The sequence below is a fragment of the Nocardia barduliensis genome (assembly GCF_013315795.1).
Classification (GTDB): Bacteria; Actinomycetota; Actinomycetes; order Mycobacteriales; family Mycobacteriaceae; genus Nocardia; species Nocardia barduliensis.
In genome coordinates, this window is record NZ_JABLTE010000150.1 from 1 (window position 1) to 14,631 (window position 14,631).

A 14,631-nucleotide genomic window follows, 5' to 3' on the forward strand; every position below is an offset into this window, starting at 1 on the left:
CTGCGGGGTACCGCGATCTACGTCTCGACCGGTACCGGCGCACCGGGACCACACGACACCCTCGACGGCGCGAACGGCTCCGGTATACAGCTGGCCTACCAGCTGATCTTCGGCGCACCACTGGAAGCCGTCACCAATGTATGTACCCGCCAGCTCCGGGATCGCCTGCGCGAGTTGGCCGTTCCCGCGACCTTCGTGCTCCGTCCGGCCGGAACCCATTCCTGGGGATACTGGCAGGAGGATCTGCACAATTCGTGGGAGACGATCGGCGCCGCACTTGCCGGCGATCAGTGAGCGGTGATCCAGGTGTCGGTGAACGCCGCCTCCGCGGCGAGCAACTCGAGCAGCCGGGCCACCATGGCCGCCTCGATCTTCTTGCCGAACAACGGGATGCCGACCTCGGCGCAGCCGTCCACCACGGCCGTCGCCCGGTCGCCCTCGGTGAGCCGGACGGTTCCGCTCACCTGGGCCGGAACGCCTTCGACGCGGGCGTCGAAACTGCCGCCCTCGCGGGTGTAGGTCTCGGTGCGCGCGATGACCAGGCCCTCGGGTCGCACGGCGGTGACGGCGCCGGGCAACTCCGAGGCCGCGACGGTTTGCCGCAGCCGCACGTGCAAGCGGTCCTCGGCGGCGTCGAACTCGACGAGTTGCCCGCCGCCCTCCTCCACGCGGTCTTTCCAGTACTGCTCGTCGCCCAGCGCCGCTCGAAGCGCGTCGGCCGAATGGGAGTAGGTGGCCGTATACGCCAGGGGGGTCGCCATACCGCCATACGCTACCTGCTGCCCCGCTGTCCGGAGATGAGGAATCATCGCCACCGGTAACAGGTAGCTGCTGAATCACGCTGAGCGACAGGTGCTTCGGTATGTTGGACCGGGTCTCGTCCAGGATGGTACTGGCACGCCACATCCGGGTGTGCTCTGCCGCCGAGCCGCGATCCGCGGCGGGCAACCGATCAGCGCGCGAAGACCTGTCCGGCGCACGCTGAGACCGGTCGCCCGCGCGGCCCGGTCTCAGGTCTCGATGAACGCCAGCATGTCCCGCCGGAGTTCAGTGTTGGGTTCCAGCTCGGCGGCCGCCGCCACCCAGTCGCGTGCCTCGGGCGGGCGAGCCTCCGGCGGCCAATCACCGAGGACGGTGAGTGCCGCCCGCCTGCACCGGACGACCCGGTTGCCGAGCGCGACCGGCAGGAGTGCGCGGCCGGTGCCCGGGTGGCCGCGCAGCTGCCGGACGACGATCTCGAGGACCATATCTGCCCGGTAGTCCGGGCCGAGGCCCAGTGCTTCGGACGGGCCGTCGGCCAGTTGGTCGAGCGGCAGGAGCTGTTCGGCGAGATCCACCACCTGCCAGACCGTGTCCTGATCGGCATGGCGCATCGCCCACTGCCAGACGTAGGCGTTGTCCCTATCCGAGCGCAAGCGCGCGAGTGCGCTCGGCAGTGCGTCCATCCCCAGTCGACCCGCGCAGGAGAGCGCGATCTCGAACGCGTTGGACCGCCGCTCGCCGCCGTCCGCCGGATCGGCCGCGCCCTCACGGGGCGCGAGTTCGGCGGTCACCAGATCGCGCCACCGCTGCTGCGCCGTGAGAGCTCCGTACCTGGCTCGCAGCCGAGCAGGCTCGCCGTCGGGCCAATCGAAGTCGGCACCGGAGACCAAGCGTTGCAGGGTCAGCGCCGCGTCCAGCCGCCCGAGGGTGGGCGCGGACCTGGCGAGGAGTTCGGCGAAGCGATGCATGGCGGGTATCGCGTCGTCGTAGTCGTGCATGTCCTCGGCGGGGCCGCCGAGAGCGAGGGCTTTGAGGATGCCGGCCGCACCGTCGAGCAGGGCGTCGTCCACCTCGTCCGCGAGCAGCGCCTCGTAGAGGCCGCCGGTCGTGGCGGCGATGTGCGCGAGATACTCGTTCAGCACGCCGTTGCGGAACCCTCCGCGCAGCAACCATGCTTTGACGTCGGGGTCTGCGCAGCCTTTCAGCCGTTCCACGGCGTGGATCCGTCCCCAGCCGTCCAGCCGCTGCGCCAGCTCGAACACCGCGCGCTGGCCATCGGGCTGGGTCTTCATGAGCGCGACGACCGCGAAGAGGGCGAACTCCTCCAGCGACCCGAGCAACTGGAGCAGTTCGCGGTCGCGCTGGTCGCCACACGTGCCGAGCAGCACTATGCCGAGTTTGGCGACCTCACGCCTCGTCGCGTTCTCGGTGACGAATCGCGCCGCGCTATAGAGCTTTTCGCGCGGAAAGTCCCGGGATCGCAACTCGGCGACGAGATCGTCGGCGACACGAACGGCGGGTAATCCGGCGAAGTGCTCGAGCAGACGAGCCGGATCGTCGAGATCGGCGAGGATCCGATCGGCGAGCTCGGTGACCGGATGCGCGCGAGCGCCGAAATGATGAGTGCTGACGCCGTCGTATACGACGCTGGGAAGAACGATTTCGCCGTGTTCGGAGGGCTGTTCGTCCGGTAGGGGATATCCGTCTCGCGGCCAAGGGCCGGGACCGTGCAGAGCGGAGAGAGATAGCGCGTGGGCCACGAACGTGGCCGAGCGGGGGCTCATCGAGCCGGGCGCAGGACGCCCTTTCCGTGGGAGATCATGATCACGAGGATGGCAGCTCGCGCGCTGCGGCGCAACCGAGGACAGCGGTCGGTCAGGGAAGGCGCATCAACTGCCGGGAGAGGCCGAACAGACGGCGGGCGAGCTTCACGACGGGAAGCCCGAGCGGAAGCAGAAGGATCGTCACGCACAGCACCGCGCCCACGAGCCACAGCACGGCTGCGAGGATTCCCAGCACCGTGCCCAGCACGGCCGTGAGAATTCCCAGCACTACGCCGAGCAAGCCCTTCAACAGTCGCATGATGACCTTTCCGGTTCCATTCTGCGCTTCTTCGAGCCCGGGCGCACGTGCCATTCCGCCGGAATTCCGCGTGCAGCGTCCGGCTGCCGACCTGCGGCTTTGTCGTGGATCCTGGAGGGGGTCGGTGGTGGGGGCCGAGTTCCCTGGCACGGGCCTGCCCGCCGGGCGGACCAGCCGGTACGGTCCCTGGCATGAGCCGAGCGATTGTGGAGCTATCTCATCCGATCTCGGACGGCATGCTCACCTGCCCCGGCCTGCCCGCGCCGCGCATCGGTACCGAGATCTCGCATGCGCGGTCGTCGCTGATCGATCCGGCTTACGACATCGCACGCGTGGACATGGTCGGCGCCACCGGCACCTATATCACCGCGCCTTCCCAACACCACCCCGGAGGCGCCGACATCGCCGAACTGCCCCTGGAACGGCTGTGCAATGTGCCGATCGTGGTGATTCGCGCGCCGGGACTGCGCGCGGTGGGGCCGGATGTGCTCGGTGATCCCGCGCGCCTATGGGGCAAGGCGGTCCTGGTGCACACCGGTTGGTCGGCCGAGTGGGGCTCGCCCGCCTACCGTGGCCCCGGGCATCCGTTCCTGGTCGGCGAGGTGGGCGAGGCGCTGGTCGCCGCCAACGTCGCGCTGGTGGGCATCGATTCGCTCGACATCGACGACACGTCCCTGCCGACGCGGCCGTGTCACCACACGCTGCTCGGTGCGGCGATCCCGATCATCGAGCAGATGACGAATCTGCAGGCGGTCCCCGATACCGGCGCCAGGCTGTTCGCCCTGCCCGCGCCGGTGCGCGGTATGGGCTCGTTTCCGCTGCGCGCGGTGGCGTGGATCGAGTACCGCGGTGGCGAGTAACCGCTGCGGCAGCCTTCCCAGGCCCAGTATCCGTCGGGGGGAACCGCGTCCGGAATCTCCACGACCTGGCCGGTGTGGGTGGTGACGTAGACGGTGCCCCCGGCGAACCCGGCCCGGTCCACCCCGACGGTGATCCCGGCGGGCAAGGCGAGCCCGGTGGCGAGAGCGCGGACCGTGCCGTCGGTATCGATGCGCCAGACCCGCCCGGCGAAATAGGCCGGAGCGTAGAGGCGGCCTGCGCGATCGATGTCGAGATCGTCGTTTTCGATCCCGCGATCGGCACCTCCGGATCCCCCGCTGCTCACGGGGACACCGGCGTTACGGTCGGGGAGTCCCGCTGGCCGAATCCGGTCCCGGATCGATGAGGTGTTGTCGAGTGATGGCCGAAAACAGTGATTTCGAAAGTGTGCGGCCGCAACCGCGCCGGAAGACGATCAGCAGTCCTTATATTCACCGCTTGCAGCGCAGGCATTTCCTGCTGTTCGATGTGCTGCCGATTATCGGCACGGCAGGCGCGTTCGCCTTTCTCGCGGTACATCCCTTCGGAACAACCGAATTCGTGCTGTTGCTGTCGATGTGGCTGGTCACCGGCCTCGGAGTGACCGTCGGCTATCACCGGCTGTTCACCCATCGCACGTTCAAGACGGTGCCGTGGGTGGCGGGGGTGCTGGCGGTTCTCGGCTCGATGGCCGGACAGGGCGGCGTGGTGTCCTGGGTGGCGCTGCATCGGCGGCATCACGAGTACAGCGATCGCGACGGGGATCCGCATTCGCCGAACCTTTCCGGCGGTGGTCTGCGCGGCACGCTGCGGGGCCTGGCGCATTCGCATTTTTTGTGGATGCGCCGCCACGAGTACCCGAACGTCGTGCACTACGCGCCCGACCTGGTCAAGGATCGCGGCCTGGTGCGGATCGCCCGCCTCTACTACTACTGGGTCGGTCTCGGGCTGCTCATCCCGACGGTGATCGGCGGCCTGGTGTCGCTGAGCTGGACCGGGGCGGTGAGCGGTCTGCTGTGGGGTGGTCTGGTGCGCATCTTCGTCCTCGAGCACATCGTCTGGGCGATCAACTCGTTCCTGCACATGTTCGGCACCCGCCGCTACGCATCGCGGGAGAACAGCCACAACGGGGGGATATTCGCCTTGGTGACGCTGGGGGAGTCGTGGCACAACAACCATCACGCGTTCCCCGAGTCGCCGTCCTTCGGATTGGACTGGTACCGGCTCGATCCCGGTTTCTGGCTCATCAAAGCGCTGGAGAGATTCGGTCTGGCCTGGGACCTCAAAACTCCGTCCGCGGCACGGATGGCCGCGAAACGTATTTCCGGAAAGTCCGACCCGGTCGGCTACGCAGCGTGAGGAATGCTCAACGTGGATACGAGTAGAGAAGCCATCGTCCAGTGGTGCCGGGAATACCTCGCGGAATTGCTGGAGGTTCCCGCGGAAGCGGTGGACCCCGCCGCGGACTTCGACCGGTTGGGTGTGGACTCCGCCCTCGCGGTCGCGTTGCTGATCGAGGTGGAGGAGCGGTACGGCGTCGATCTCGCGCCGGAGGATCTCTTCGACAACCCGAATATCGACGCGGTGGCCGGCTATCTGCACGAGCAGAGCCGACGGAGCGTGGCGTAACCGTGTCCGCGCCGACCGGCACCGAGCGGGCCGCCGCGGCGGCGGCCGCGATCCGGCACCACTACGACGCGGGCAACGACTTCTACCGGCTGTGGCTCGATTCGTCGTTGAGTTACTCCTGCGCCTTGCGTTCGGGCGCCGACGATACGCTGGAAGCCGCTCAGGAACGGAAACTGCGGTTCCATCTGGACGCGATCTGCGCCGACAGCGCCGCGGCGGTGCTGGACATCGGCTGCGGGTGGGGTGCGATCCTGCAACGCCTGTCGCGACGGCACGCGGTCGCGCGGTCGGTGGGGCTGACGCTCAGCGCCGAGCAGGCCGAGTTCGTGCGGACGCTCGATCTGCCAGGCGTCGAAGTGCGGCTGGAGAATTGGCTGCATTTCGAACCGGACATCCGTTTCGACGGCGTCATCTCGATCGGGGCCTTCGAGCACTTCGCCCGGCCCGAGGATTCGCCTGCCGAGAAGATCCGGGTGTACCGCGAGTTCTTCACCCGCTGCCGTGACTGGCTGAACGACGACGGCGTGCTGTCCTTGCAGACGATCGTCTACGCCAATATGGAACGCGAGCAGGCGAGCACGTTCATGCAGCGGGAGATCTTCCCCGACGCGGACCTGCCGACCCTGGCGGAGATCGCGACCGCGGCCGAAGGCGTCTTCGAGATCCGCTCGCTCGCCAACGGGCGTCTCGACTACGCGTGGACCTGCGCGGAATGGGCGCGCAGGCTCCGCGCGAACCGCGCGGAAGCCGTCGAGATCGTCGGCGCCGACGTCGTCGCGCGCTACGAGCGCTACCTCAAGCTGTCCGCGCTCGGCTTCCGCATGGGCAAGATCGGCCTGCTGCGCCTCGTGCTGGCACCGTACGGCGACCGATTCTTCGCCCGCCGAGGAGTGCGAGCGCAATGACGGGGCGGACACACGAGCAGGCGCGGGTGCGGTTCAACCCCTTCAGCACGGAATTCCGCCGCGACCCCTATCCGCTGTATCGGCAGCTGCGCGAGGCGCAGCCGGTGCACAGGACGCTGGGCATGTGGGTGCTCACCCGGCATGCCGACGTGCGCGGCGTCCTGCACGACCGCTCGTTCAGCGCCGGGCTGATCCCCCGGCTGGTCGGCGAGCAGGCCGAGCGATACGGGCAGCGGGATGTCGCGCGCGTCGAGCGGCTGGGCCGCAAGTCGCTGGTGTTCACCGACAATCCGGACCACGCGCGACTGCGCGGACTGGTGAACCGGGTGTTCACCTCGCGGGCGGTCGCCGACCTGCGTCCGCTGGTGATCAGCGCCGTCGAGGAGCTGATGCGGCGCGCCTGGCGCGCGGGCGGCTTGGACGTGATCACCGAGTTGGCCGCCCCCTTGCCGGTCACGGTGCTGTGCGAGTGGATGGACCTACCCGACGACCTGCGCGAACGCGTCGGTCCCTGGACCCATGACATCCGTTTCCTGCTGGAGCCGGGGCTGATGAAGGCCGGCGACTTCGCGCGCGTGTGCGCGGTGGTCGAGGAATTCGCCACCGCCTTGGACACGGTGCTGGCCGAGCGCCGGTCCCGGGGCGGCGCCGACCTGATCAGCCGGCTGGCGGCCGCGCGAACGGCGGGCGGTGACGCGCTGAGCGACGAGGAACTGGTCTTCGTCTGCATCATGTGTTTCGTCGCGGGCAACGAGACGACCAAAGCCCTGATCGGCAACGGGGTACTGGCTTTGCTGCGCCACCCGGAGCAGGCCGCGCAGCTGCGGGAAAGGCCGGAGGCAGTCCGCGCCGCGGTCAACGAGACGCTGCGTTACGACTGCCCGCTACAGCTGACCAAGCGCCTGGCCACCCGCGATGCCGAGATCGGCGGGAAGCGGATCGCGGCGGGCGACCAAGTGCTGGTGTGCCTGGGCGCGGCCAACCGCGACCCCGCCGTGTTCGACCGCCCCGACGAGTTCGACCTGAACCGCGCCGCCGCGGGTCATCTCGCTTTCGGCCACGGAATGCACGGCTGCCTGGGTGGGCTGCTCGCCGAACTGCAAGCGGAGGTGGCCTTCGAGTACCTCTACCGGCACTCCGAGAACCTGCGGCTGTCCGACGGCGAGCTCGAATGGCAGGACCACAGCTTCATCGTCCGCGGGTTGAACCATCTGCCGGTCACACTCCGGAACGCCCGATGACACGGGCAGCGACGCGGACGTGGCTGCGGTACGAGCGCGACGAAGCGCCCGTGCGACTGATCTGCGTACCGCACGCCGGTGCCGGCGCGTCGTCGTTCAACCGCTGGCCGAACCTGTTCCCGGCGGACATCGCCGCGGTACGGGTCCAGTTGCCCGGCCGGGAGGACCTGTCCGGTGCGCAGGCCCTGCGCCGCGTCGGTGACGCCGTCGCGGGACTGCTGCCGCAGGTCCAGCGGTGGGATGACGCGCGAGTCGCGATCTACGGCCACAGTATGGGGGCGCTGGTGGCGTTCGAACTGGCCCGCGCGCTCGCCGCGGCGGGCACGCCCGCGACGCACCTGTTCGTTTCCGGCCGTCGCGCCCCGCAACTGTCCGCGAGCCGCCCACCGATCCACCACCTGGCCGACGACGATTTCGCGGCGGCGCTCGCCGCGCTGAACGCATGGGGTCCGGCGGGGCGCAGCCGCGCTTTCCTGCGCTACGCACTGCCACTGACCCGCGCGGATCTGGAACTGTCCGAGGAGTACCGCTACCAGCCACCGTCCGGCCTGGGCTGCTCGATCACGGCGTTCTACGGCACCGAGGACCCGGTGGTGGACCCTGCCGAGATCGCGGCCTGGCACGAGTTGACCGATGGCGGCTTCGCGATCCACGAATTCTCCGGCGACCACCTCTTCCACCATCGGCATCGTGGGGCCATCGCCGCGGCGATGACCGCCGCGTTGCAGTGAGGACCCCACGTGCCGCACATTCTGCTTCCCGACATCCTCCAGCGCCGAGCCGCCGGTGAGCCGGACCGGACCGCCTATGTGTTCCTGGACGAGAACGGCGCGGAGACAACGACGCTGAGCTACCGCGAACTGCACCAGCGGGCGCTGGTGGTGGCCGAGGGACTCCGCTCACGGTGTGCGCCGGGCGACCGCGCGCTGCTGATCTTTCCGCAGAGCCCGGACTTCCTCGTCGCGTACTTCGGGTGCCTCTACGCGGGGGTGATCGCGGTGCCGATGAATCCGCCCCGCCGCGACAAGGTGCAGGACGCGACGCGATCCATCGCCGTCGATTGCGAGCCCGTCGCGGTGCTGACGCTCGGCGCGGTGCTCGAGGCGTTGCGGCGGGCGCTGGAGCCGCTGTGCCCGGCCAGGCAGTGGATCGCCGTCGACGAACTGCCGGCGACGGGCGCCGACGGCACCCCCGCCACCCCCGAACTCGATTCCGTCGCGTTCCTGCAATACACCTCCGGCTCCACCGCGGCTCCCAAAGGCGTCATGGTCACGCACCGGAACCTGATGGCGAACGAGGAGATGATCCGGCAGGCATTCGAGCACGACCGGGACTCGACCGTGGTGGGCTGGGCGCCCTTCTTCCACGACCAAGGTCTGATCGGCAACGTCCTGCAGCCGCTGTATGTGGGCGCTACGAGCATCCTGATGTCGCCGACGACGTTCGTTCGCAGGCCGCTGTTGTGGCTGGAAGCCATTTCCCGGTATCGCGCGCACACCAGCGGCGGCCCCAATTTCGCCTTCGACGCCTGTGTGGCGCGCGCGGCCACGGCGCAGGTGCCCACGCTGGATCTGAGCTGCTGGAAGGTGGCGTTCAACGGAGCCGAGCCGATCCGCGCCGAGACGTTGACCCGGTTCGCGGAGACTTTCGCTCCCTACGGGTTCGACGCGCGGGCGCTGTATCCGTGCTATGGCCTGGCCGAGGCCACGCTCCTGGTCACCGGCAGCCGGAAAGGGCGCGGCCCGGTGACGCTGGACGTAGACGTCCGAGCGCTCGGGTACGGCCGTTACGCCGACGCCGTAGCCGACCGGTTCCGCACCCTCGCCGGGTCGGGGCGGGTGCTTCGGAAGGAGCACCTGCGCATCGTGGATCCCGATACCGGGCAGACCTGCCCACCGGACCGGGCCGGCGAGATCTGGGTGTCCGGAGAGCATGTCGCCCAGGGCTATTGGAACAATCCCGAGGCGACCGCCGCCACGTTCCAAGCGCGATGCGCCGACGATTCCGCTCGAACCTACTTGCGCACCGGCGATCTCGGCGTGCTGGTGGACGATGAGCTGTACGTGGTCGGACGACTCAAGGACATGGTCGTCATTCGCGGCCGGAACTATTACCCGCACGACATAGAGCACACCGTCCAAGGCGCGCATACCGCTCTCCGGCCGGGCGGCGGGGCGGCTTTCTCGGTGCCCGGGCGCGACGGCGAGAAACTCGTCGTGGTGCAGGAGATCAAGCGTGAGCACGAGCAAGAGGCCGACCCAGCCGACATCGTGGGCGCGATCCGGGCGGCGGTCGTGCGGGAGCACGAAGTCACCATCGGCGACGTGGTGCTGACCCCGGCGGGCCACGTCCAGAAGACCAGCAGCGGAAAGATCATGCGGGCAGCGGCCAGAACACGGTATCTGGCAGGTGGATTCGAGATCTGGTCGCCGCGCACGGAAGAACCGATCGAACTTCCTACGAGGAGCTGACATATGCGGGCCTGGCAAGCGGCGAATCCGGACTTCGAAGCGGCGGTGACCGGTGCGGTGCTGAGCATGCCCGCCGCCGAGCACCTGGGTTTCGAATTCGGCCGGGTGGCTCCCGGCGAAGCCGAGATCATTCAGCCCTATCGCAAGGAGCTGACCCAGCACGACGGATTCTTCCAGGGCGGGGTGCTCGGTTCCCTCGCGGATTTCGCCGCCGGTTCCGCGGCGGGAACCCTCTTGCAGCCGGGATGGGTGAACATGACGATCGACTACACGGTCAAGATCCTCGCCCCGGCGAAAGGCCCGACGGTCGCCGCCCGGGGCCGAGTGATCAAGCCGGGCGCCCTGATCACGATCGCCGCGGCGGACGTCTTCTCGATCGGCGACGACAACGAAATCTTCTGTGCGACAGCGCTTGTCACGATGCGGAACGTGAAACTGTTCACCGCGGATCGAGAGGTGCGGCCATGACCGCCGACACGTTCGTCTTCGACCCGTTCGCCGCGGGTTTCGCCGAGGATCCTTACCCGCACTACGCTCGGCTGCGCGCCGCCGGGGCCGCGTACGAGCACCCCCTCGGGTTTTGGATCCTGTCTAGATACGAGGATGTCGCCGGGTTGCAGCGCTCGGCACAGTCCGTCGACGAGCAGCACCTGACCAGGTTGCCGTCGTGGAAGAGCGACAGCGGCAAGCTGGGCAAGGAGAACCGCATGATGCGCGGACTCTCCATGCTCGACCGGGATCCGCCCGACCACACCCGCCTGCGCCGCCTCGTCACCAAAGCGTTCACCCCGAGGGCGATCGCGGCGTTGCAGCCGAGGGTCGAGGCCCTCGTCGACGCCGCGCTCGATCGCATCGCCGCGTCCGCGACCGCGGATGTCGTCGCCGAACTGGCCTTTCCGGTGCCGTTCGGGGTCATCTCGGAAATGCTCGGTGTGCCGGTGGTGGAGCACACGCGGCTGCGTGAGCTCACCGCGATCCTCGTGCTGGCGCTGGAACCCCTCGCCGACCCGGCTTTGCAGGCCGCGATCCGGTCGGCGAACCAGGAGCTGTTCGCCATGGTGGGCGAACTGGTCCGCTGGAAACGCGCCGCCCCGAGCGACGATCTGCTGACCAGGCTGATCGCCGCGGAACACGAAGGCGACGTCTTGAGCGAGGACGAGCTGGTCGCTCAGGTCATGCTGCTCTACATCGCCGGCCACGAGACGACCGTGAACCACCTCGCAGGCGGTATCCTCGCCCTGCTGCGCCATCCCGACCAGGCGCGGCGGCTCAGGGAGAACCCGGGATTGGCCGACAACGCCGTAGCGGAACTGCTCCGCTACGACACCCCGGTGCAACTGATGCGCCGGATCACCGTCGAACCCGTGTCGATCGGCGGTTCGCAGATCCCCTCCGGCAGCCTGGTGCTCGCCTGTGTCGCCGCCGCCAATCGCGATCCGCGATTCTGGGGAGGGGACGGCGACGAGGTGCGCCTCGACCGGCCGAACGCGCAGCAGCACCTCTCGTTCGGCGCGGGCATCCATCACTGCCTGGGCGCGGCGCTGGTGCGGCTGGAAGCCCGAGTGGCCTTCTCCCGCTTCGTGCAGCGGTTCCCCGACGCCACCATCGAGACCTTGCGCTGGAACGGGCGGATCAATGTGCGTGGACCCGCCGAACTGTCGATCTCGGTGTGACGCACGATGCTGGAAAGACGGACGGATTCATGCCCACGATAACGGTCGATACCGCGCCGATCGCCTACACCGACACCGGAGTCCCGCCCGGCCGGTCTGCGGCCGCGACTGTGGTGTTCGGTCACGGACTCCTGTTCGGCGGATGGATGTTCCAGCCCCAGATCGAAGTCCTGCGCCGGCGCTACCGCTGCGTCACGATCGACTGGCGGGGACAGGGCGCGACCGCGGCGACGGCCGGTGGCTACGACATGGACACCCTCACCGGTGATGCTGTCGCGGTGATCCAGGCTCTCGGGCTGGCCCCGGTGCATTGGGTCGGTCTGTCCATGGGCGGCTTCGTCGGGCAGCGCATCGCGGCGCGCCACGGCGGACTGCTGCGCTCACTGACGTTGCTGGACAGCAGTGCCGAGCCGGAAGACCCCGGCAAGATCGGCGAGTACAAGCGGCTCGCGCTCGCGGTGCGGCTGTTCGGCGCCGGGCCCGTTCTCGGCAGGATCGAGCCACACCTGTTCGGCTCGCGCTTTCGCGCCGACCCCGCGAATCGGCCCGTCATCGAGGAGTGGGCCGCCCGTCTGCGGCGCTGTGATCGTGCGGCCGTGCGCAAGGCGGTCCTCGGCGTCGCCGACCGTGCGTCGGTGGAGCACGAGATCACCGCGGTCACGGTGCCGACGCTCGTCGTCGTCGGCGCCGACGACGCGGCGACGCCGCCGCCGCGATCCGAGCGCATCGCCGCGTTGATCCCCGACGCCCGGCTGCACACCATCGCGGACTGCGGCCATACCAGCAGTTTGGAACAGCCCGCGGCGATCACCGCCCTACTCCAGGAGTTCCTCGCCACCGTCGACGGGGCCTGACCGGGTCGGCTTCGCCGCGAACTACAGGTTCCGAGCGCCGCGACCTCAGGGCAGGAACGGCGGGACGGCGAGATCGTCGCCGAAGATGTCCGGAAGGTCGCGCTCGACGCTGTCGGGGAATCGGGCGGGCCGCTTCTCCAGGAAGGCCGTCACGCCCTCCCGGGCGTCCTGGCTCGCGCCCCGGTGGTAGATGCCGCGGGATTCGACGCGATGGGCGATCATCGGATGCTCGGATCCGAGATTGCGCCACAGCATCTGCCGGGACAGGGCCACCGAAACCGGTGCGGAATGCTCGGTGATGCGGCAGGCCAGCGCACGGGCCTCGTCGAGCAGCGCGCCCGCCGGATGCAGCGCGTAGAACAGTCCCGCGTCGAGCGCTTCGCTCGCGTCGACCAGACGGCCCGAATACACCCAGTCCAGCGCGGTCTGCATCGACACCAGACGCGGCAGGAACCAACTCGAGCAGGACTCGGGCACGATGCCGCGTCGATTGAAGACGAACCCGATGCGGGCGTTGTCGACCGCGAGCCGGAAGTCCGCCGCGAGAGTCATGGTGATGCCGACGCCGACGGCCGGGCCGTTGACGGCGGCGATGATGGGCTTGCTGGATTCGAACATGCGCAGCACGACTTCGCCGCCGCCGTCACGGAAGGACGCCGCGGCGTCCTGGTCGCCCGCGGCGAAGGTCTCCGCGCCCGCCGACAGGTCCGCCCCGGCGCAGAAGGCTCGTCCGGCGCCGGTGATCACCACCGCTCGGACGCGATCGTCGCGGTCGCAGGTGTCGAACGCATCGATGAGCTCGCGTCCCATCGCGGTGGTGAACGCGTTGAGCTGCTCGGGGCGGTCGAGGGTGATGGTGGCGATGGCGTCGGAGACGTCCAGGCGAATATCGGCCATAACAGACAGCTTGCCATCACGCTGACATAGCCGCTCTTGCAGGGGGTTCGCGCGGGACCGAGCTTGGGCACAGTCGATCGAAAGAAGAATGACTGTTTACTTAGTGCGCGCTGTGCGGTTAGCCTGTCGCCGTGTCTCGATTGGTCACGGCACCTGCCGCCCCGTCCGGGGTGGCAGCGCAAACCGGTCGGCCGGCGTCTCGCGCCGTCGGTCGGCAACCCGGAGAACAGGAGTGGGATGGAGATCAGCAACGCGGTCGCGGCGGTGACCGGTGGCGCGTCGGGACTCGGTTTGGCGACCGTGCGGGAACTGCACGGCAAAGGCGCGAAGGTCGTCATCATCGACCTGCCGTCGTCCTCCGGTGAGGCCGTCGCCAAGGAACTCGGCGACGGCGTGGTCTTCGCCGCGGCCGACGTCACGAACGAAGAGCAGATCACGGCTGCCCTCGACGCCGCGCAGGAGCTCGGCGAGCTGCGCGTCGCGGTGAACTGCGCGGGCATCGGCAATGCCATCAAGACCGTGGGCAAGAACGGGGCGTTCCCGCTCGCGGACTTCACCAAGGTCATCAACGTCAACCTGATCGGCACCTTCAACGTGATCCGGCTGGCGGCCGAACGGATCTCGCGCACCGATCCGGTCGGCGAGGAGCGGGGCGTCATCATCAACACCGCGTCGGTGGCGGCGTTCGACGGCCAGATCGGGCAGGCGGCCTATTCCGCGTCCAAGGGCGGCATCGTGGGCCTGACCCTGCCGGTGGCGCGCGACCTCGCGAGCCTGAAGATCCGCGTGGTGACCATCGCGCCGGGACTGTTCCACACGCCGCTGTTCGCCACCCTGCCCGACGACGCCATCGCCTCGCTGGGCGCGCAGGTCCCGCATCCGTCGCGACTCGGCGACCCCACCGAGTACGCTGCGCTCGCGCGTCACATCGTCGAGAACCCGATGCTCAACGGCGAGACCATCCGTCTCGACGGCGCGATCCGGATGGCGCCGCGCTGAGCCGGCCGTACTGCCGCTGACCCGGGTTCAGCGGATCCGTCGTGGGCCGGATGCCGAACGGACGCCGACGACAGTGATCACCGTGACCATCAGCACCGTCATCAGCCGCATGGTATCCCAGGCGCCCGGGTCCGGAATCGGCTCCGCGACCGGCAGATTCCGCACCCGTGGGCGGTTCTGCGCGGGCGGGGGAACCTCCGCCCGGAGCTGCTCCGCCTGGGCCTGTACCGGGGTGATGACCGGAGGAAAGAACGGAACGG

Annotated in this window: 16 protein-coding genes and 1 pseudogene; 12 read left to right on the top strand and 5 right to left on the bottom strand. The window is 68.9% G+C overall.

Going from position 1 to position 14,631, the window contains the following annotated elements; translation table 11 throughout:
- A pseudogene (locus HOV91_RS35550) lies at positions 1 to 294 on the top strand (esterase family protein); the annotation flags it as partial.
- On the opposite strand, the gene HOV91_RS35555 reads toward HOV91_RS35550, so the two are convergent.
- The 3 genes from HOV91_RS35555 to HOV91_RS35565 form a co-directional block, all read right to left on the bottom strand.
- Positions 288 to 761 (bottom strand): DUF2505 domain-containing protein, encoded by a 474-nt coding sequence (locus HOV91_RS35555; RefSeq protein WP_174189598.1) that lies wholly within the window; start codon positions 759 to 761, stop codon positions 288 to 290. The pseudogene HOV91_RS35550 and the gene HOV91_RS35555 overlap by 7 nt on opposite strands.
- 249 nt (positions 762 to 1,010) lie before the next feature.
- Positions 1,011 to 2,546, bottom strand: a complete 1,536-nt coding sequence (locus HOV91_RS35560) for a hypothetical protein (protein ID WP_174189599.1) — start codon at positions 2,544 to 2,546, stop codon at positions 1,011 to 1,013.
- A gap of 91 nt (positions 2,547 to 2,637) precedes the next feature.
- Positions 2,638 to 2,844 (bottom strand): hypothetical protein, encoded by a 207-nt coding sequence (locus HOV91_RS35565; protein ID WP_174189613.1) that lies wholly within the window; start codon positions 2,842 to 2,844, stop codon positions 2,638 to 2,640.
- Between the two features lie 191 nt (positions 2,845 to 3,035).
- Here HOV91_RS35565 and HOV91_RS35570 point away from each other — a divergent pair, with 191 nt between their 5' ends.
- The 10 genes from HOV91_RS35570 (at position 3,036) to HOV91_RS35615 (ending at position 12,475) form a co-directional block, all read left to right on the top strand.
- On the top strand, positions 3,036 to 3,704 hold the full coding sequence (locus tag HOV91_RS35570; protein ID WP_174189600.1) for a cyclase family protein: 669 nt from the start codon (positions 3,036 to 3,038) through the stop codon (positions 3,702 to 3,704).
- 379 nt (positions 3,705 to 4,083) lie between these two features.
- A complete protein-coding gene (locus HOV91_RS35575) occupies positions 4,084 to 5,061 on the top strand; it encodes an acyl-CoA desaturase (RefSeq protein ID WP_246351413.1) in 978 nt (325 codons plus the stop codon).
- A 3-nt stretch (positions 5,062 to 5,064) separates the two neighbouring features.
- Positions 5,065 to 5,331: an acyl carrier protein gene (locus HOV91_RS35580; protein ID WP_174189602.1), complete on the top strand. Its 267-nt coding sequence runs from the start codon at positions 5,065 to 5,067 to the stop codon at positions 5,329 to 5,331.
- Between the two features lie 2 nt (positions 5,332 to 5,333).
- A complete protein-coding gene (locus tag HOV91_RS35585) occupies positions 5,334 to 6,236 on the top strand; it encodes an SAM-dependent methyltransferase (protein WP_174189603.1) in 903 nt (300 codons plus the stop codon).
- A complete protein-coding gene (locus HOV91_RS35590) occupies positions 6,233 to 7,477 on the top strand; it encodes a cytochrome P450 (RefSeq protein ID WP_174189604.1) in 1,245 nt (414 codons plus the stop codon). Before HOV91_RS35585 ends, HOV91_RS35590 begins: the two co-directional genes overlap by 4 nt.
- Positions 7,474 to 8,208 (top strand): thioesterase II family protein, encoded by a 735-nt coding sequence (locus HOV91_RS35595; protein ID WP_217441492.1) that lies wholly within the window; start codon positions 7,474 to 7,476, stop codon positions 8,206 to 8,208. The genes HOV91_RS35590 and HOV91_RS35595 overlap by 4 nt, the downstream gene beginning before the upstream one ends.
- Positions 8,209 to 8,217: 9 nt before the next feature.
- On the top strand, positions 8,218 to 9,948 hold the full coding sequence (locus HOV91_RS35600; RefSeq protein WP_174189606.1) for a fatty acyl-AMP ligase: 1,731 nt from the start codon (positions 8,218 to 8,220) through the stop codon (positions 9,946 to 9,948).
- Between the two features lie 3 nt (positions 9,949 to 9,951).
- On the top strand, positions 9,952 to 10,416 hold the full coding sequence (locus HOV91_RS35605; protein WP_174189607.1) for a PaaI family thioesterase: 465 nt from the start codon (positions 9,952 to 9,954) through the stop codon (positions 10,414 to 10,416).
- Positions 10,413 to 11,621, top strand: coding sequence for a cytochrome P450 (locus tag HOV91_RS35610; RefSeq protein WP_174189608.1), 1,209 nt, complete (start codon positions 10,413 to 10,415; stop codon positions 11,619 to 11,621). The genes HOV91_RS35605 and HOV91_RS35610 overlap by 4 nt, the downstream gene beginning before the upstream one ends.
- 29 nt (positions 11,622 to 11,650) lie before the next feature.
- Entirely contained in the window at positions 11,651 to 12,475 is an 825-nt protein-coding gene (locus tag HOV91_RS35615) for an alpha/beta fold hydrolase (RefSeq protein WP_174189609.1), read from the top strand.
- Positions 12,476 to 12,520: 45 nt separating this feature from the next.
- Here the strand turns inward: HOV91_RS35615 and HOV91_RS35620 are convergent, their stop codons facing one another.
- Positions 12,521 to 13,372, bottom strand: a complete 852-nt coding sequence (locus HOV91_RS35620) for a crotonase/enoyl-CoA hydratase family protein (protein ID WP_174189610.1) — start codon at positions 13,370 to 13,372, stop codon at positions 12,521 to 12,523.
- A 237-nt stretch (positions 13,373 to 13,609) separates the two neighbouring features.
- On the opposite strand from HOV91_RS35620, the gene HOV91_RS35625 reads away from it, so the two are divergent.
- Positions 13,610 to 14,371: a 3-hydroxyacyl-CoA dehydrogenase gene (locus tag HOV91_RS35625; RefSeq protein WP_174189611.1), complete on the top strand. Its 762-nt coding sequence runs from the start codon at positions 13,610 to 13,612 to the stop codon at positions 14,369 to 14,371.
- 27 nt (positions 14,372 to 14,398) lie between these two features.
- Here the strand turns inward: HOV91_RS35625 and HOV91_RS35630 are convergent.
- A partial coding sequence (locus tag HOV91_RS35630; RefSeq protein ID WP_174189612.1) for a hypothetical protein occupies positions 14,399 to 14,631 on the bottom strand: 233 nt, incomplete at its 5' end.